The following is an 18,033-nucleotide window of genomic DNA, read 5'->3' as shown; positions in this document are numbered from 1 at the left end:
CTTCAAGGGGTTTTGTTTTGCCTGCAAGTTGGTACAGCCATGACACATGATTTGATGTCCCGTATATGCCCTGGCATCACAAATGATGTGCCTCACCACTGGATACCCATCCTACGCCTTATCCCCCAAAGTAGAGGCCGTTGACGCAGCCCCCACGCGTCACACCGGGCGACAATCATAACCTCGAGCCCGGCCGCCTCCCCCGCCCGCACAAGAACCAGAACTCCGGCGAAGGCACCTTTTCGTCTTGCGATCTCGAATCCGGAGTACTGAACATGAGCAGATCCAGCACCGGGCTGCATCCCGGCATCCTCACCTTGGCGATCACCGCCTTCGCAATCGGCGTCGCCGAATTCATCATCGTCGGCATTCTGCCGTCGATCTCCGCAGCCTTTTCTATTTCCCTCGCTAGCGCCGGCAGCCTGGTTGGGCTGTATGCCTTGGCCTTGGCCATCGGCACGCCGTTGATCGTTATCGGCCTGGGGCGTTTCCCGAAAAAAATCGTGCTGATGGTACTGATCGGTGTGTTTCTGCTGGGGAACCTGATCTCGGCCTTAGCGCCGAATTACCCTGTTTTGTTATTGGGGCGCATCATCACCGCGCTGGCGCACGGTAGCTTCTTCGCTATTGGCGCTACAGTGGCAGCTGGTCTGGCACGAGAAGGCCAGGCCAGCAAGGCGATTGCAGTGATGTTCGCCGGCCTGACACTGGCGATGGTCATTGGTGTGCCGCTGGGCAGCTACCTTGGCAACGCCCTCGGCTGGCGCCTGCCATTTTATGCTGTGGCGTTGCTCGCCCTGATTGCGCTGCTGGCCACCGCAGTTTGGCTCCCACGGCAGCCGGCCAGTAAACCCGGCAATGCCCTGGGGCAGTTAGCTGCACTCCGCAGCCCGGCGATCTGGGCGATGATGTCGGTCACTATCCTTGGCTTCGGTGCGAGCTTCTCGGCATTCACCTTCATCACACCAATCCTGACAGACATCACCGGGTTCTCCGCCAGCAGCGCCAGCGTGCTGCTACTGGTGTTCGGTGTGGCCACCATGATCGGCAACCTGCTTGGTGGCCGGTTGTCCGATAGCCTGGGCTGGGAACGAACCTTGCGTCTGCTGTTTGGCGTATTGGCTCTGACGCTGGTAGCACTGGCTCTGTCGCTGCAGTACAAAGTTCTGATGGTGATCACCATGTTCGTCTGGGGCATCGTTGCCTTCGGCATGACTCCAGCGTTCCAGACCGGCATGTTGTCCACCGCCCGATTGCATACACCCAAGGCAGTAGACTTCGCTTCGGGATTGAACATCTCGGCATTCAACCTGGGCATCACCCTGGGCGAACGTGCAGGTAGCATGCTGGTGGAAAACGGCCAGCTGGCGATTACCCCCTGGGCTGGTGTTGCTGCAGCCTTACTGGTGAATCTGCCACTGGCCTGGTTGCTGTGGCGCCGGAAAGTGACTATAGCGACCTGCTGATCGGCGGTAACTGATTCGCTCTGCTCCAGCGAGGCACTGTATGCAAGCTGGAGCGAGAGCAAGAGCCTGGAAGTTGAGAATGGCCATGCCGAAATAGGCCGCAACCACGATCAAAGTATGCTGCGAATAGTCCCGCCCTCCACTCGCATTGCCATCCCATTGAGCGCGGGTGATGCGGCCAGATGCACCACACTACGGGCCACCTCCTCCGGCTCGATCATGCGACGGATCAACGAAGTGGGCTCGGTCTGGTCGAAGTAGTCGGCCACCACCTGCTGCGGGCTGATGCCCTTTTCCTCGGCGATTTCGGCATGGTAACGACGTACCGCCTCAGTGCTGGTGGGCCCCGGCAGGATGCTGTTGACCCGCACCGCGCTTCCCTTGGTCAGCTCGGCCAAGGCACGGGATATTCCTAGCAGGCAAGACTTCATGGCACCGTAGTGGACCATCCAAGGCTGCGGCTTGACTGCCGATTCACTACTGATGAACACCACCGAACCCTGGCCCGCTGCAAGCATGTCGGCCAGCACCAGGCGAGTCATGCGTACCGCTGTCATGACATTCACGTCGAAATAATGAAACCACTGCGTGTCGTCTGTCTCGAAGAAGTCGCGCACCTCAAAGATGCCGACACAGTTGATCAAGTAATCGATCGGGCCGTTGCATCGGGCCTGCTCGACAAGACGCTCGGCAACACCCGGCTGGGTCAGATCGCCAGCGAGACCACTGCTGCGAGGGCCGAGGGCTTCGCAGGCTTCGGCGACCATGGCCTCAGTCAGCCCACTGACTACCACATTGGCGCCTTCGTCCAGGAAGCACTGGGCAATGGCCCTACCTATACCAGTGGCGCCGCCGGTGATCAGAACATTCTTGCCGGTCAGTTGGTAATCCACGATGTCGTACCTTTTGTAGTTGTTCTTGCCAGGAATCTATTACGAATCGGCGCGACACCCGTATTCACTTCCCGTGCAAATACAATTCAGCAAATGTTGATACGAATCGACGTCACAAGAGTTGTGCGTGGTTAGCGACTGGTCGCGCCTTCGGCAAGTTCTTACCGTAGGGCCGCAATCCAAATTGCTTCCCTCCACTACCAATAAGAAAGGTCCACGATGAAAATCTTCATAACCGGCGCTTCGGGCTACATCGGTGGCTCGGTAGCCAAGTACCTGGTAGACGCCGGACACGAGGTCACCGGCCTGATCCGCGATCCTGCCAAACGCGAGGCCCTGCAAGCCTTGGGCATCACTCCAGTGCTGGGCACCTTGGATGACACCTACATCCTCACCCAACAGGCCCAGGCAGCCGATGCCGTCGTGCACACCGCCGACTCGGACCACCGGGCCAGCGTCGAGACCTTCATCAACGCCCTACGCGGCAGCGGCAAACCGTTCATTCACACCTCTGGCTCCAGTGTGGTAGGCGACGACGCGCGCGGAGCCTACGAACGGGAGGCGATCTTCACCGACGAGACGCCCTTCGAGCCGATGGATATTCGTCGCGACCGTGTAGCGATCAACCAACGAGTGCGCAATGCCGGCGTGGAACTGGGCATTCGGGCCATTGTGTTCTGTCCGACCATGATCTACGGCGATGCACTGGGCCTGCCCACCGCCAGCGACCAGTTGCCCAAGCTGCTGGCCAAGTCGCGTCAGTTCAGCGCGGGCGCTTATATGGGCGCAGGCGTACATCGATGGTCCAACGTACACATTGAGGACCTAGCCGAGCTGTATCGACTGGCATTGGAAAAGGCACCTTCGGCGTCGTTGTTCTTTGCCGAAAACGGCGAGGCTTCGTTCATCGAGATCGCGACGTCCATCAGCCACGCACTGGGTTTCGAAGGGCGTATCGAGAGCTGGCCGGCGGACGAGGCGATTGCCGAACTAGGTGACTGGGCACGCTTTGCGATTGGCTCAAACAGCCGGGTAAGGGCGGTAAATGCGCGGCAGCTGCTGGGCTGGTTGCCCAAGCGCGAGACGATTCACCAGTGGCTACGCAGCACCAGCGTGCATTGGTAAGCAAACCTGTTTAGTCGGTATCCCCCACTTAGAGTCAAACAGAATCGCCGCACCGCAGCTCCGCAGGTACTCCGCAGGTCGTGAAGACGACTAGCCCCCTGCGACAGCGGCGATGCGGCGATCCTGTTTGCAACCCAATCTGGCGGGTGCAGGAAACCCCACACCCGCCCCACTACCGCCTCACTTCCACCAATACTCCACTTGCACCCCGAAGTTGCTGCCATGCAGCGCATTGCCGAAAGCGCCGCTTTCAGACAACGCCGAGCCCGCCGCAATCTCATTGGCGGCGCGCTGAGCTGCTTGGTTCCATCGCGCATATGTGTAGTAAAGGCGTATCTCAGGTCGCTGCCAGAAGCCCGGCCCTGCCGGCGACCAAGTGGGAGCGATGGTGAACTTGGTCAATTTGCGCGTACCGCCGGGAGCATCGATCTGGTCGCGACCAAGCTCCGTGATCAGCTTGAAATGTTCGCTGAACGCGTACACCGGACGCACTCCCAGCGACAACCAATCTTGGTCATTTCCATCAGGGCGCCGGTCTTTCTGGTAAACCACCTGGAACTGTCCGCCGAAACGCGGCGTCAGTTGCCAGTCGAAGTATTCCACCGCCCGCCAGCTCTGGTTACCGTTGTCCAGGGTAGGGTCGCCGGTATAGCCCAAGGCGGTGCCTGGGCCACGGCCGTATTGGAGGGCGAACGTGTTCAAACCGCCGAAAAAACCCTTCTGTTTATGTTGCGCTGCCACTGACCACCCGCTGTGGCTGTCGCGGCTGTCGGGCCGTTGCAGGTAACTCACGCCGAACTCCAGCTCTCCCCCCAAGTTGCTCTTGAAGCCACCGACATTGAAATCGTGACGGTTGATGTAGGGCTCCTGAAACAGGTTGTCCTTGCGCGAGAACACATAGCTGTACTTGAGGTCGCCAATGGCCACTTCGTCAAAACCGAAGCCTGTAGCGCTCTGATTCCAATAGAAATAGTCGGAGATATGAATGTCGTTACGCCGGTAGTAGCGCCGGCCGGCCCAGAACGCACCACCGTTGAGTACCGGCATGTCACGCCACTGGGCATACATCTGCACCATCCGGGAATAGCCATGCTCGCCTGTGAACTGTGGACTGTGGCCATAGCCAGCGAACAGCTGGGCCATACCCACCACACTCAGGGTCGAGCCGTCGTCAGGCTTGATCAGGTCTTGAGCCAATTGAAGTTCGGCGAGCTGTTCGCACTCGTTGCCCAAGCGGTACTTCGAGGGTGAGCCGGGAAGCTGAAAGCAGCTCTGGCTACCACCACTGGAGGCGCCGCCGGCGCCGGTTCGGAAGTAGCCAGTGAACTCCAGGGCATGGGCCGGCAATACGAGCGTAGCCAGGGACGCCCCGGCAAGGGTGGTGAGGGACTTCAGTTTCATGGTGGTGCTCCGCTTTGTTGTTTTTGTGTTGCGGGCGATCAGCTTTCTGCGGGCGACAGCCGTCCGTGGCGAGGGCGTCAGACACGCGCTCACCCGCCGCACGATCGCGGCGTAAATCGTTTATTGGGATCAGTTACTGTCGTCAGTCGGGGGAAAGGGTCATGCCTTGCACTCTTGTTGTTTTTTTCGGGCAAGATTTGGTGATAGTAGGTCCAGCCCTGTCGGGTATGGCCAGCACGCTCCTACAGCAATCGTTGTAATCGCTGTAGGAGCGTGGTCCTGCTGTGGGAGAACTGCAGTTTCAGATCAGTCGATCAACTCTCGCGCCACGCTCTCGATGCCTTCGGCATCCAGCTTGTAGTGACGGTAGAGGTGGGTGGGCGGCGCGATCAGGCTGTACTCGTCATAGATGCCATGACGACGAATGCGCGTACCGATACCTGCTTCAGCGATCACCTCGCATACAGCGCCCCCCAGGCCACCGATGATGTTGTGCTCTTCGACGGTAAGGATCGCCCGGCTCTGGCGCGCAACGCGCAGCACAGCGTCCACATCCAGCGGTTTGACGGTGGTCATGTCCAGTACCCCCACCGAGCGACCTTGGGCATTAAGTGCCTTGGCTGCCTGCAGGGCAGGATGCACGGTCGAGCCTGTGGCAATGATGGTCAACTCATCACCGGTAAGCAGCGTGGTGGCCTTACCGAACTCGAACACAGGTTCTTCTTGGTACACCACCGGGTCACGCCCGCGCTGGATGCGGAAGTAGATCGGCTGCGGATGTTTGGCCGAGGCCTTGATCGCGGCCTTGAGCTGGTTGGCATCGGCCGGTGCGACGATGGTGATGTCAGCAATCGCGCGCATGATCGCAAGGTCTTCGGTGGCATGGTGCGAGGTTCCATAGAAGCCCAGGGATATCCCGGCGTGGTGGCCAATCAGGCGCACCGGTAGTGCCGAGTAAGCGACATCCATGCGAATCTGCTCGCAGCACAAAAGCGGCAGGAACGAGGCAAAGGTGGCTACGAATGGCTTCATCCCGACCGCAGCCATACCTGCGGCGCACGACACCATGTTCTGCTCGGAGATTCCGAACTGCACGAAGCGCTCCGGATGAAGCTGAGCAAATTTGGCCAGGCCGTTGGAGTACTGAAGGTCCGCAGTACCTGCGACCACCGGTTCGCCCTGCTCGACCAACGCCAGCAATGCATCGGACAACGCGTCCAGGCCAGGCGTTTGAGTATTGAGGGCACGGTACTGCCAGGAGTTGGGGGACAGGGGGGCAGTATTCATGATCAGATCACCTTGCTCTTGATTTCGTCGATGGCGCGTTGCGCGTCTTCTGGGTCCAGATAGCCCAAGTGCCAGCCAGGTTCAGTCTCCATATACGAGACGCCTTTACCCTTGAGGGTCTGGGCAATGATGCACACCGGCTTCTCACGGCCCTTTTCAGCCTTGATGCGCCGCAACAGTGGGGTCAGCGCGGCCAGGTCGTGGCCATCGACGTCGTAGACGTCCCAGCCGAACGCACGCCATTTGTCAGCCAGTGGCTCAACACCAATCACATCGTCAACGCTGCCATCCAGCTGGAAACCGTTGCGATCGACGATGGCCACCAGGCTGCCTACCTTGTGATGCGAGGCGGCCATGGCCGCTTCCCACACCTGGCCCTCCTGCATTTCACCGTCGCCGACCATGACAAACGTGGTGAAGTCCTGACCGAGCATACGCCCAGCCATCGCCATGCCCAGCCCGCCGGATAGTGCGTGGCCAATGGAGCCGGAGGAGAAATCGACACCCGGCACCTTGCGCATGTCCGGGTGGTCGCCCAGCGGGTTACCCAGCCGGGTGTAGCCATCGAGGATCTCCTTGTCGAAGAAGCCCCATTCCACCAACACCGGGAACAAGCCAACGGCGGCGTGGCCCTTGCCCATCATGAAGCGGTCGCGCAGCGGCCACTTGGGCTCGCCATGCCGTAGGGACATCACGTCGTAGTAAAGCGCGGCGAACAATTCGGCTGCGGAAAACACCGAGGTGTAGTGGCCAACTTTTGCAATCTCGATGAGGCGAATGGTTTCCAGACGAATGAACTGCGCCTTCTCGCGCAAGCGCGCGAGCTCGGTGGGCGTGAGGGCGTACTCATCGGTGTTGCTCGGATCAACTGCTAGGGTCATGTCGCACCTTGGATCGGTAGTCTGTCAGAAGGCGCCGGTCAGGCGCTGACGGCCATTGCTGCATCGAGACGCGGCTGCATGTAACGGCTCAGTCGTGGCATAACTTCACGGGCGGTCAATTCCATCGAACGGCGCCACAAGGCCTCGTCATCCCATTCGTGGAAAGTGGTCATCAGGGTGCCGAACGGACCGGTCTGCTCGCTGAAGGCGACCAATTGATCGACCACACCGTCAGCATCGCCGTAGATCACCATCTCGCGGATGCAGTGATCGACGGTGACCTCGGCGTCAGTCATGTCAGGGCGGGTCTTGAAGATCTGCATGTAGTTGTTGCTGGCGAGGTTATCGATCATGTACTCGAAGTAACGTCGCAGGGTGCAGTTCGGGTCGGCCAGGTAGTCCTCGGCCTGGGCTTGGGAGTCTGCGACGAACACCGAACGTGCCACACGCCAGTTGCGCGGGTCGGCCTGATGGCCGGCCTCCTCTGCCCCCTTGAGGTAAGCCTGCCAGTGTGACGCTACCGTGGCGGTCGGGTTGAAGTTTGCGGACATCAGGTCCCAGTCCTTGCTGCCGGCCAGTTTCGCGGTGCTGGAGAACGGGCTCATAGCGGTAGTGGCAGGGCGCGGGAACGGATGCTGGAATGGCTTGGGCATATAGCCAATCTCCAGCTCATGATTGACCGTATTCACCAGCGACACATCGAAGAACTCACCTGAGAACTGGTAGGGTGCATTGCTGCTCCAGATCTTGCGGATCATCTCGTAGCACTCGACCATCATCCGGCCACGGTCTTTGCCGTTACTGCCATAGACTTCAAAGTCGGAGGCCAACCCCCCTGGGCCGATCCCCATAATGAAGCGACCACGGCTCATGTGGTCGAACATGGCAGCGTCAGCAGCGATACGCGCCGGGTGATGGTGCGGCAGGTTGAGCACGCCGGTGCACAGTTTGATGCGCTGGGTCAGCGGGATCATTGCAGACATGAACTGCAGGGCGTTGGTAATCGGCTCAGTGCGCTGCGAGGTGTGCTCACCGATCCACATTTCGTCGTAGCCGACCTTATCGGCGTGTACGACACAGGCAATGTCCTGGTCGTACATTTCATGGTAGTCCCAGCCCTTATGGTGTAGAGGCTGCATGAACATCGCGAGTTTCATGGTGGTTCTCCTTTATCAGGCGATAGGGTGCCCAGACGCCCACACGGGCGCCTTGGCGGTGGGACGAGGGAGGGAGTCAGCTGCCGTGCAGCAACCAACCGCCGTCGACCGTTATGTCAGTGCCGGTGAGGTACGAGGCCAGGGGCGATGCCAGGAACAACGCCACGTTGGCGATTTCATATGGCTCCCCAGGGCGACCTAGCGGGATGTTTTCAAGAACTCGGTTCTGCTGGTGCTGACGGAACAGTTCGGGTTCCAGGTTGCCCGGTGTTGCGGTCAGCCCAGGCGAGATGGAGTTGACCCGGATGCCATGCCTACTCAGGTCTTTGGCCAGGCTGCGAGTCATGGCCAAGATCGCGCCTTTGCTGGTGTCGTAGGTCACATGGTTGGTCATCGGTCGGTGACCGCACACCGAGGACAGGTTGATGATGCCGCCTCCCTCCCCATGTCGGCGAATTTGCGCCTGGGCGCACTGGGCGCCAAAAAAAACGGCGCGGGTATTGATTGCCTGCATACGATCCCAAAAGCTTTCGTCCACCTCGTCGATGGACTTGAGTGGGTAAATGCCAGCGTTATTCACCCAGATGCGCAGCCGGCCCTGCCCACTCGCCTCGGCCGCTAGCCGTTCGAGTTGCTCACGGCAACTGACGTCGGTAGCGACGAAGTGCACGTCCAAGCCTTCGTGCACTAGCTCATCGGTGCGCTCGCGGGCCAGACTGCCGATCACCACCCGAGCACCGGCCTGGGCCAGACGTCGGGAAATGTCCAGGCCGATGCCAGAGCTACCTCCGGTGACCACTGCTACTTGGCCACGCAGGTCCAGCAGACTCTCGAACGGTGTCTCAGTAAGATGCTGGTATTCGATAACGTCCATTGGCACTCCTCAGGCTGTTGCCAGGGCCATGATCTGCTGCGGTGCGACTTGCTCACCGTCGAGAACGCCCTGGCAAGTGCCACGGGCCATGACCATCACGCGATGGGAAAGGCCTATCACCTCGTCCAGGTCCGAGCTCACCACCACGACGGCCGCACCACTGGCGGCGAGGTCGGCGATCAGCTGGTAGATCGCGGCGCGGGCCCCCATGTCTATGCCACGGGTCGGCTCGTCGAGGATGATCACCTTGGGTTCACGGGCGATCCATTTGGCGATTACTACCTTCTGCTGGTTGCCGCCAGAGAGCTTGTCCAGAGGCTTGTCCGGATCGCCCTTGACGCCGAGGGTGGCGATGCGCTCGCTGGCGAAGGCATCAATCCTGCCCCGCGTCAGCAACCCTCGAATGCCGAGGCGGTCAAGGTTGCAATAGGCCAGGTTCTCGGCGATCGAATGGTCCAGCACCACGCCTTCGGCCTTGCGGTCCTCGGGCACCAGCACCACGCCGGCGTCAATCGAGCCACGCACACCGTCCAGACGCAGGACGTGACCGTCGACTATCACCTCGCCGCTGGCCACCGGGTCGACTCCGGCAATTGCCCGGATCACCTCGCTACGCCCGGCGCCGACCATACCGGCGATTCCAAAAACTTCACCGGCGCGCACCGAGAACGAGATGTCCTGAAAACGCTTGCTGCGGCAGGTCAGGTGACGCACCGTCAACACTTCTCGGGCAAGGGGCGCTGCGATGACCGGGAACAGCCGTTCGATCGAACGGCCGACCATCTGTGCCACCAACACGCCCACCTCAACATCTGCTTGAGCGTGATGGGCGACCAGGTGGCCGTCACGCATGACTACGATGCGGTCAGCAATACGGCCGATTTCTTCCATTCGGTGGCTAATGTAGATGAACGAAACGCCTTCGCGCTTGAGCGCCTCGATCTGCTCGAATAGCCGTTCAGTCTCCTCCCCGCCCAGCGCAGCGGTGGGCTCATCAAGGATCAGCAGCTGTGAGTTCAGGGTCAGGGCTTTGGCGATTTCCACCAACTGCTGAGCGGCAATGCTCAGCTCGCGTACCAGTGTTTCCGGCGAAATGTCCAGGCCCAGGCGCTCGAGCTGCACCTGTGCCTCAAGGCGCATGCGCCGGCGGTCCACTACGCCATTGCGTGTAGGCAGATGGCCAAGGAAGATGTTCTCCGCCACGCTCAGCTCAGGCAGTAGCTGAATCTCCTGGTGGATCATGATCACCCCTTGGGCGATGGCATCCTTCGGGCAGGTCGGCGCATAGGGCTGGCCCTCCAGGGTCATGCGGCCACGGCTCGGGCACAGGGAGCCGGCGATGATCGACGACAGCGTGGACTTGCCAGCGCCGTTTTCGCCAAGTAGCGCCAACACTTCACCGCGCCCGATTTCCAGGCTGATGCTCTCCAGCACACCAATACCGTTGAATGACATCCCCAACTGGTCGGCGCGGAAGAATGGCGCGTGCGTGCTTGCCATTTTCATGCTCGGCGTCCTTTTCATGGGTGACGGGCGATGAACGTCTCGACGTTCTCGCGGGTGGTGACGAATGCGGGCAGCGCCTGATGCTTCTCCACCGGCGCGCCAGCCTTGAGGGCAAGTGCAGTACGCAGGGCGATACGGCCCATCTCCACAGATTGCTGAGTGATGGTCATGTCCATCTTGCCGTCACGGACCGCCTCCAGCGCAGGACGCAGGCCGTCGTAGCCAAAAATCCACACCTTGTGCTGTACGTTGGCCACGCGTACGGCCTGGGCGGCGCCCAGGGCGGGGGCATCTGAGCGGCCAACGAAGACATCGATCTGCGGATGCTTCTGCAACATGTCCTGGGCCACCTTGAAGCCGTTATCCTGCAACCAGTCGGTGGGTTTGCGATCGATGATCACCATACCCGGGGTCTTGGCCAGTTCGACGTCGAAGCCGTCGGCGCGGGTCTTCTCGGTGGTGTCGCCAAGGGTGCCCTGGAGCAGGCCGACCTGCGCCTTGCCACCGGTCAGTTTCACTACCTGGCGCGCCAGCTCGGCGGCAGCAGTGGTGTTGTCAGTGGAGACGTACGCATCACACTCGACGTTCTTCGGGAAGTTATCGACGCACACCACCGGTACACCCTGCTGTTTGGCCAAGCGTACTGGTACCGCCGAGGCAGCAGAGCCGGTGGCGGTGTACAGCAGTACGTCGATACCCTTGCTCAGCAAGTCCTGGATCTGGCTGACCTGACGCGCGGCGTCGGCCTGCGCGTCAACGACCAGCACCTCCTTGATGCCATCTTTTGCGGCCTGCTCCAGCACGCCGTCACGCACCATCAGGTAGAACTCCCATTGCAGGCTGGGGATCGACATACCGACTTTCAACGGTTTGCCTTCAGCATTGGCCAAGGCGGGCAGTAGCAGCAGGGCAAGAAAAACGCGCACACGCGAAGAGAAAACGTTCATTACACGCCTCCAGAATTGTTCTGATTGTCAAAGGCTGCTGAGGGGGTTACGCGGTCTTTCGCTTCATGGCATCGAGCATCACTGCAGCGGCAATGACAGCACCAATGATCACTTGCTGAACGAAGGGCGAGATACCGGCCAGGTTCAAGCCGTTGCGCAGTACGCCGATGATCAGGACGCCCACCAGAGTGCCGACCACGCTGCCAGCGCCGCCCTTGAGGCTGCCGCCGCCGATCACCACCGCTGCGATCACATCCAGTTCGTAGCCGACCCCGGCGCCTGCACCGGCGGTGTCAAGGCGCGAAGTGAGGATGACCCCACCCAAGGCGGCGGTGATACCGCAGATCACGTAGACGATGGCGGTATGGGTCTTGACCCGTATGCCCGACAGCTTGGCCACCTTGGCGCTACCGCCGATTGCGTAAAGACTGCGCCCGGCCACGGTAAAGCGCAGCACGAACCAGAACAGCAGGGCCAAAACCACGAAACAGGCCACAGTCAGCGACACCACGCCGGCGTACCGGATGATGGAAAGGTTGCCGAACCATTCCGGAAAGCCGCTGATCTGCGTACCGTCGGTAACCATGTAGGCCAGGCCACGGGCAACGGACATCATTGCCAGCGTGGCGATGAACGAAGGCAAGCCGGCACGCACCACCAGCATCGCAGTGACACCGCCGCAGGCTGCGCCAGTAAGCAGTGCCGCGCCGATTGCCAAGCCCATGGGAAGGCCCATGACGTGCTCGGCCCAACTCATGACCATGATCGACACGGCCAGCACCGCCCCAACCGACAGGTCGATCCCACCGATCAAGATAACCAGTGTCATACCCAATGCCATGATGCCCAGCACGGTCACCTGGTCGAGGATATTGAGGAGGTTGCTCAAGGTGAGAAATGCGTCGGTGGTCAGGCTGAGCACGACGCAAAGGAGGACCAGGCCGAGCAACGGACCGGTGATACCCGACGCCTGGGCGTTGAGCTTTAATGAAGGTGGCATCAGGCGCACCTTGGAACTGAAGCCATACATACGAACACCACTTCTTGTATTTATTTGAGGGGTACGAGCATTAATTGCAGTCAGGCTGCCAATTCTCTGAAGCGCCCACCCATGTAAACGAGTGGCGACTCCAGCGACTGGGTGATGACGTTCACGACATTACCAATGAAGATGGTGTGAGAGCCGTATTCCACCGCCTGGACGACTTCACAGAAGATCGAAGCCTGGGCGTCGGCCAGGTAGCGCAGCCCGTTGACGCCTACAGCCCAGTCGCCATCGACGAAACGCCGGTCTCGCAGTTCAGGCTTGCTGAAGATTGCGCACAGGGCCTCATGCTCCTTCTGCAACATGTTCACGCAGAACAGGCCAGATCGCTTGATAATTGGTGACGCACTGGAACTACGGTTGACGCAGACCAGCGCAGATGCGGGGTCCATCGAAACCGAGGAGAACGCGGTGGCAGCCAGGCCGTGCGGGCAGCAGTGCTCGTCGACAGTGGTGACCAACGTGACCGATGAGGCGAAACGCCCCATGGCGCTGCGAAACAGATCGGCGACATCCTGATTGCCGTGGGTGGTTTGATTCGATGCAACTGACATCATTCAACTCCTCTTAGCGTTGAGCCTGTTGCCATGTTAAGGAGCGTTCTTACCTGACAAGTATTCGATTTTCCCGGAATGACTTTTCAGCGCATTTGAAAAGCCACCCTCTGTATTGGTCGCCTTCAAGCCATTACATTGCCAAGCTTTAAGCAAGCGTGAAAAATGAAGCGATAGCACGCAATAACGACAACGAGGTAACGCCATGGCAGACAGACTCCAAGACCTACGGCTGTTCAGGCTGGTGGTACAGAGCGGCTCATTGTCGATGGCCGGGCGTCAGCTTGGCCTTTCGCCAGCGGCCATGAGTGGCCGTCTCAAGGCGATGGAGGAGTTCTATGGTCTCCGCCTGCTCAAACGCAACACGCGTGGGTTGAGCCCCACCGCCGAAGGGTTGTACCTATTCGAATCGGCGCAGAAGATCCTGGAGGACGTGGAGGCGCTAGACAGCGTCATCCGTGGCGGTAGCGCGCAACTGCGCGGCACCATAGGCGTAACCTGCCCCACCGACCTCGGCCGCCAGTGGGTCAGCCAACTGGTCGATGCTTTCGTCGAGGAGCACCCCCATGTGACCGTGCGGCTATTCTTCACCGACCGCTTGCTGGATTTCGTCGAGTCCGGATCGGACATCGCGATCCGCTATGGCAACCTGCCCGACAGTACCTTGGTGGCGCGTTCGTTGGGGGGCGACCGTCGCATTGTCTGCTGCTCGCCAGATTACCTGGCATGCCACGGTACGCCGCAGTGCCCGGAGCAGTTGCAGGAGCACAATTGCTTGATCCATCTACAGGCGGATTTCCCCCAGGACAAGTGGCGCTTCACTCGTGACGGGGAAACGTTTTCGGTGCACGTCCGGGGTAATCGCTTGGTCAACGATGGTTTCACCCTGCGCCAATGGGCGCTGCAAGGGTTGGGCATCGCCTGGAAGTCGGTCTGGGAGGTTGCCGAAGATATTCACGAGCAGCGGCTGGTGCCGCTGCTGGAGGATTTCAGCTGCCCAGCGACCGGCTTCCACCTACTGACCGAGGGTGGTAAGAAACTGCCCCAGCGGGTACGGGCGTTCGTTGATTTCGCAGTGCGCTATTTCAACGAACTGGAAACACCTGCGCGCCACCTGCTCAAGCCTGTAGGGCATTAAAGAATCAAGAAGCCCTGCAACCGACATGAGGCCAGCATCGACCGTTTTTACATCCATGCCAGCCTCGCCATGTCTCGGAACACCGGCCCGAGCGCGTCTAGCATCTTGCCGTACACCTCTCGCCGCTGCCGGTACAACCCGTACCTCGATTTGTCCGGCAGCGTCACCCCATTCACCGTCCCCACCATGCGTCCAGCAGCCTTATTCAGGTCGGTGAACACCCCAGCTCCGTGACCAGCCAACAGCGCCGCCCCCCGGGCCGCGGCCTCGAATACCCCATGACGACGATAAGCCAGCCCTAGCACGTCAGCCTTGATCTGATTAAACACCTCGCTCGAGGCCCCCCCACCCACCACCAGCACATCAGCTTCGACAGGCCTCAAGCCAGTACCCAGCATGGCCTTCAGAAAACCGGCGTACTCAAAGGCGGTAGCCTCGACCATCGCCCGTTGCATGTCGGCCAGGCCGTGCTGCCAGGTCAGGCCAACAAAGGCACCGCGCATATCTGCAAACAACGGCAAATGACGGCCACCCATGTGCGGCACAAACAACAACGGTGGCACCTGTGTGAGCTCTCGCAATGCCGCGCTTACATCCTGGGGCGGGCGGGCTTGAGCTCGCAGCGACTCCAACCAGTCACAGCACAACCCGCCGCCACCGACGTAACCGGCGTTGTAATAAAGCCCCGGTATGCAGTGGCGTAGGGTCAGCAATGTGTGGTGGTGATGGTCCACGGTGAAGTCGTCACGTACAGCGCAGAACACAGAGCCGGTGCCAGCAATGTCTACTAGCTGCCCTGGCACTGACACGCCACTGCCCAGTAAGGTCGCGGCGACATCACCGCATCCGGCGAAAACCGGCGTACCCTGAAGAAGACCAAGCGTGTGGGCTATGCCGCGGGTCAGACCACCAATCCGCTCCCACGGTTCTACGACGCGCGGCAGGTGAGCTGGGTCAAGCTCTAAGGCACGGACTAAGTCCAGGTTCCAGCCGCTGGCGGGAACATCGGCAAAACAGTTGAACCCCAGGCAAGTGGTATCCATGAACGCTGCTTGCCCGTCCAACCCACACAGGCGCCCGGTCACCAAAGCACAAGGGACCGTCAATTTGCACAAGCGTTGGTAGAGATCTGGCTGTTGCTGGCGGATCTGCAGCCACCTGGCGCCGTGGCTGGCAATTAGTTGGCTACCCGAGCGCGCCACGATCTGTTCCTCATGGGGCCGCAACAAGGCCACGCTTGAGGCGCAGGACAGGTCGAGCCACGCATCGCAGGACGTGGCGGGTTCCCCCATGGCATCCACCGCGCAAAGTCCGGCCATCTGCCCACACAATGCGATACCGGCGACCTGCGCCGGGCTTGCCCGGGCTTCGTCAAGTGCTTGCCGGATAGCCGCCAGCGGTGCATCGAGAAACCCCTCTCGAACCATGCCCATCCCGGCCCGTCGTACCATCGGCATATCGCCCACACGCGCGACACCACGCAAGGTACCCTGGGCATCGACGGCCACGGCGCGGGTGCTGGAGGTACCAAGATCAACACCGACGAGAATCGCCTGGCTGCTCACGTTGCGCACCTCGACCAAAGTCACCGCAGCACAGTCACGGTCATTTAACGTGCACGTGCTCGACGAGAAAATCCAGAACCGCGCGAACCCGCAGCGGCACATAGCCGTCCTGGCCGACGAACACTGCATGGACCTCTTCCAGGTCGCCTGGGTTGTACGCCTCCATCACCGGTACCAGACGCCCCTCGGCGATGTCCTCACGCACCCGGAACGCGGCCAACCTTGCCAGCCCTGTGCCATTGAGCGCCAGGCGGCGCAAGGCTTCGCCATCACTAGCCTGAACGTTCCCCGCCGTGACTACCTTGATCACCTGACCACCGTCCTCCAAGGGCCAGCCATTGAAGGCTCGAGCATAGTTGGCCGTCAGCAGATTGTGGCGCTGCAGCGCTGCGGGACTGTCCGGAACACCATGAACTTGAAGATAGTCGGGCGCGCCAACGATCACCATCCGCGTGTGGCCGAGCTTCCGAGCGATCAGGTTGGAGCTTTTCATGGGGCCTGCTCGTACAGCGATATCGGTGCGCTGACCGACCACGTCGATCACCTCGTCGGTCAGCACCAGATCGAGCTTCACTTCTGGCAGGTGCTCAATGAGCAATGGGACCAACGGCAACAGGTAGTGATAACCGAACGCCATGTTGGCATTGATGCGCACCCTTCCTCGTGGCGCATCCTGGGATGCAACGTTGCGCTCCAGTTCATCCAGGTCGGCGAGTAGACCCAAACCACGCTCGTAGTAAGCACGACCTTCATAGGTCAGGCTCAACTGCCGGGTTGAACGGTTGAACAGTCGTGACCCCAACCTCCCTTCCAGCCGTGCAACCAGCTTGCTCACCGCCGAGGGCGTTATACGCAGGTCTCGCGCCGCCGCCGAGAAACTTCCGGCCTGGACAACACGCACGAAAACCTCCAGTTCACCGGAACGGTTGATATCAAGTCGGGCCATTGCTGATCCTTGGGCACAAGTATGCAAAGCTTAACTTGCGGCGCGAGGGCTGGGCAGGCCGCGCCTGGTTAAAACTGTTTTCGAAATCAATGAAAAGCGAGGTAACTCCCTCGAGATAGACCGATTGACGTTCCAGTCCCTTACACGAACTCAATTCACAATTGATATGAATTATCTGGATCTACAGCACAACCTGAAGCTGTCATAGGCTGGGCGTCATTTCTTGTCTTGCGATCCTTAGCCATGAATCCTACTTTGCAGAGACTTGCCTCTGGAGGCCTGAGCATCGGCCTCGAACTGCCTTTGGACAACGATTGGAACAGCATGCGCGAGCAGTCTCGTCAGCGGGCAGGGACACCGTTCGGGATACCCGATCTAGCCCACCACGCGCGCCTGGCCACCCTCGCTGACCGCCTGGGATTCCGAGCTCTTTGGGTACGTGACGTGCCTCTGTACGATCCAAAATTCGGCGATGCTGCACAGGTATTCGAGGTATTCACCTACCTAGGTTTCCTCGCCGGGGTGACCCGCAATATCTTGCTCGGCACCGCTGCAGTGGTGTTACCGATCCGCGAACCGTTGCTGACCATGAAGGCAGCTGCCAGCGCAGACCTGCTAAGTGGCGGACGCTTGTTGCTGGGGGTGGCCAGTGGTGATCGACCGGTGGAGTACCCGTTGTTCGGCCGCGACTTCGATAACCGTGGTGAGGCGTTTCGCAAGCAAATCACCCTGCTGCGTGAATGGCGTAGTGCCGATTTACCGGCTGGCGTCGAAGTACTTCCGAGGCCGCTCCAGCCTTTACCGCTGCTGGTGGCGGGCCTGGCACAACAGAGCCCAGCCTGGGTCGGCGAGCACTTGGACGGCTGGCTGGCCTACCCTGGCACTCCGACCGAACACGTGCGCCGCGCGGGGGTGTGGCGTGAGGTGGCGGGTGACAAGCCATACGTGTCGTTCATCCACCTGGACCTGGATGAAAACCCCGACGCGCCGCTGGAGCGTCACCGCTTCGGCTGCAAGGTCGGGCGAAAGGGGTTGATTGCAGAACTCGAGGCCATGCACGCCGCAGGTGTGGCGCATATTGGTCTGCATTTGCGCCACAACCGACGTCCGTTGGACGAGACACTGGAAGAGTTGGGAACATTCGTGCTACCGCATTTCCATGGCTAGCCGCTTGTTTGATCTGGCGGTGAGCCCGCTCGTCCCGCTAGAGCTGCGCAGGTGGGCCAAGCCATTCATTAATAGGGGCAT

Annotated in this window: 16 protein-coding genes; 4 read left to right on the top strand and 12 right to left on the bottom strand. The window is 60.3% G+C overall.

From position 1 onward, the window contains the following. The first annotated feature begins 275 nt into the window (after window positions 1-275). Window positions 276-1,466, top strand: a complete 1,191-nt coding sequence (locus tag E8E68_RS23705) for an MFS transporter (RefSeq protein ID WP_266028613.1) — start codon at window positions 276-278, stop codon at window positions 1,464-1,466. Between the two features lie 110 nt (window positions 1,467-1,576). On the opposite strand, the gene E8E68_RS23700 is transcribed toward E8E68_RS23705, so the two are convergent. Continuing rightward, window positions 1,577-2,359 (bottom strand): SDR family oxidoreductase, encoded by a 783-nt coding sequence (locus tag E8E68_RS23700; RefSeq protein WP_266028615.1) that lies wholly within the window; start codon window positions 2,357-2,359, stop codon window positions 1,577-1,579. Window positions 2,360-2,578: 219 nt separating this feature from the next. On the opposite strand from E8E68_RS23700, the gene E8E68_RS23695 reads away from it, so the two are divergent. Further along, entirely contained in the window at window positions 2,579-3,484 is a 906-nt protein-coding gene (locus E8E68_RS23695) for an NAD-dependent epimerase/dehydratase family protein (RefSeq protein ID WP_266028616.1), read from the top strand. Between the two features lie 180 nt (window positions 3,485-3,664). Here E8E68_RS23695 and E8E68_RS23690 read toward each other — a convergent pair whose 3' ends face one another. The 9 genes from E8E68_RS23690 to E8E68_RS23650 all read right to left on the bottom strand — a co-directional run bounded on the left by E8E68_RS23690 (window position 3,665) and on the right by E8E68_RS23650 (window position 13,136). Further along, a complete protein-coding gene (locus tag E8E68_RS23690; RefSeq protein ID WP_280345426.1) occupies window positions 3,665-4,885 on the bottom strand; it encodes a carbohydrate porin in 1,221 nt (406 codons plus the stop codon). 306 nt (window positions 4,886-5,191) lie between these two features. After that, complete coding sequence (locus E8E68_RS23685) at window positions 5,192-6,172, bottom strand: transketolase C-terminal domain-containing protein (RefSeq protein ID WP_280345423.1); 981 nt, start codon at window positions 6,170-6,172, stop codon at window positions 5,192-5,194. A 2-nt stretch (window positions 6,173-6,174) separates the two neighbouring features. After that, the gene (locus E8E68_RS23680) at window positions 6,175-7,053 is read right to left on the bottom strand and encodes a transketolase (RefSeq protein WP_266028619.1); all 879 of its coding nucleotides are present in this window, start codon (window positions 7,051-7,053) and stop codon (window positions 6,175-6,177) included. Between the two features lie 38 nt (window positions 7,054-7,091). Beyond that, entirely contained in the window at window positions 7,092-8,210 is a 1,119-nt protein-coding gene (locus E8E68_RS23675; RefSeq protein ID WP_266028620.1) for an LLM class flavin-dependent oxidoreductase, read from the bottom strand. Window positions 8,211-8,286: 76 nt separating this feature from the next. Further along, on the bottom strand, window positions 8,287-9,084 hold the full coding sequence (locus tag E8E68_RS23670; protein ID WP_266028622.1) for an SDR family oxidoreductase: 798 nt from the start codon (window positions 9,082-9,084) through the stop codon (window positions 8,287-8,289). 9 nt (window positions 9,085-9,093) lie between these two features. Next, a complete protein-coding gene (locus tag E8E68_RS23665) occupies window positions 9,094-10,590 on the bottom strand; it encodes a sugar ABC transporter ATP-binding protein (protein WP_266028623.1) in 1,497 nt (498 codons plus the stop codon). Between the two features lie 14 nt (window positions 10,591-10,604). Continuing rightward, entirely contained in the window at window positions 10,605-11,537 is a 933-nt protein-coding gene (locus E8E68_RS23660; RefSeq protein ID WP_280345418.1) for a substrate-binding domain-containing protein, read from the bottom strand. A 46-nt stretch (window positions 11,538-11,583) separates the two neighbouring features. Further along, window positions 11,584-12,537, bottom strand: coding sequence for an ABC transporter permease (locus E8E68_RS23655; protein ID WP_266028626.1), 954 nt, complete (start codon window positions 12,535-12,537; stop codon window positions 11,584-11,586). 80 nt (window positions 12,538-12,617) lie between these two features. After that, entirely contained in the window at window positions 12,618-13,136 is a 519-nt protein-coding gene (locus E8E68_RS23650; protein ID WP_266028628.1) for a flavin reductase family protein, read from the bottom strand. 205 nt (window positions 13,137-13,341) lie between these two features. Here E8E68_RS23650 and E8E68_RS23645 point away from each other — a divergent pair, with 205 nt between their 5' ends. Continuing rightward, entirely contained in the window at window positions 13,342-14,274 is a 933-nt protein-coding gene (locus E8E68_RS23645) for a LysR family transcriptional regulator (protein ID WP_280345413.1), read from the top strand. Window positions 14,275-14,321: 47 nt separating this feature from the next. On the opposite strand, the gene E8E68_RS23640 is transcribed toward E8E68_RS23645, so the two are convergent. Both E8E68_RS23640 and E8E68_RS23635 read right to left on the bottom strand, forming a co-directional pair. Then, the gene (locus E8E68_RS23640; protein WP_280345408.1) at window positions 14,322-15,839 is read right to left on the bottom strand and encodes an FGGY family carbohydrate kinase; all 1,518 of its coding nucleotides are present in this window, start codon (window positions 15,837-15,839) and stop codon (window positions 14,322-14,324) included. Between the two features lie 40 nt (window positions 15,840-15,879). Beyond that, complete coding sequence (locus tag E8E68_RS23635) at window positions 15,880-16,785, bottom strand: LysR family transcriptional regulator (protein WP_266028631.1); 906 nt, start codon at window positions 16,783-16,785, stop codon at window positions 15,880-15,882. Between the two features lie 243 nt (window positions 16,786-17,028). On the opposite strand from E8E68_RS23635, the gene E8E68_RS23630 reads away from it, so the two are divergent. After that, window positions 17,029-17,952, top strand: a complete 924-nt coding sequence (locus tag E8E68_RS23630) for a TIGR03571 family LLM class oxidoreductase (RefSeq protein ID WP_266028632.1) — start codon at window positions 17,029-17,031, stop codon at window positions 17,950-17,952. Window positions 17,953-18,033 lie beyond the last annotated feature (81 nt).

The organism is Pseudomonas sp. BN607 (genome assembly GCF_029871175.1).
GTDB lineage: Bacteria > Pseudomonadota > Gammaproteobacteria > Pseudomonadales > Pseudomonadaceae > Aquipseudomonas.
Note: the sequence above shows the minus strand (reverse complement) of the source record. Positions and strands in the feature narration are given on the sequence as shown.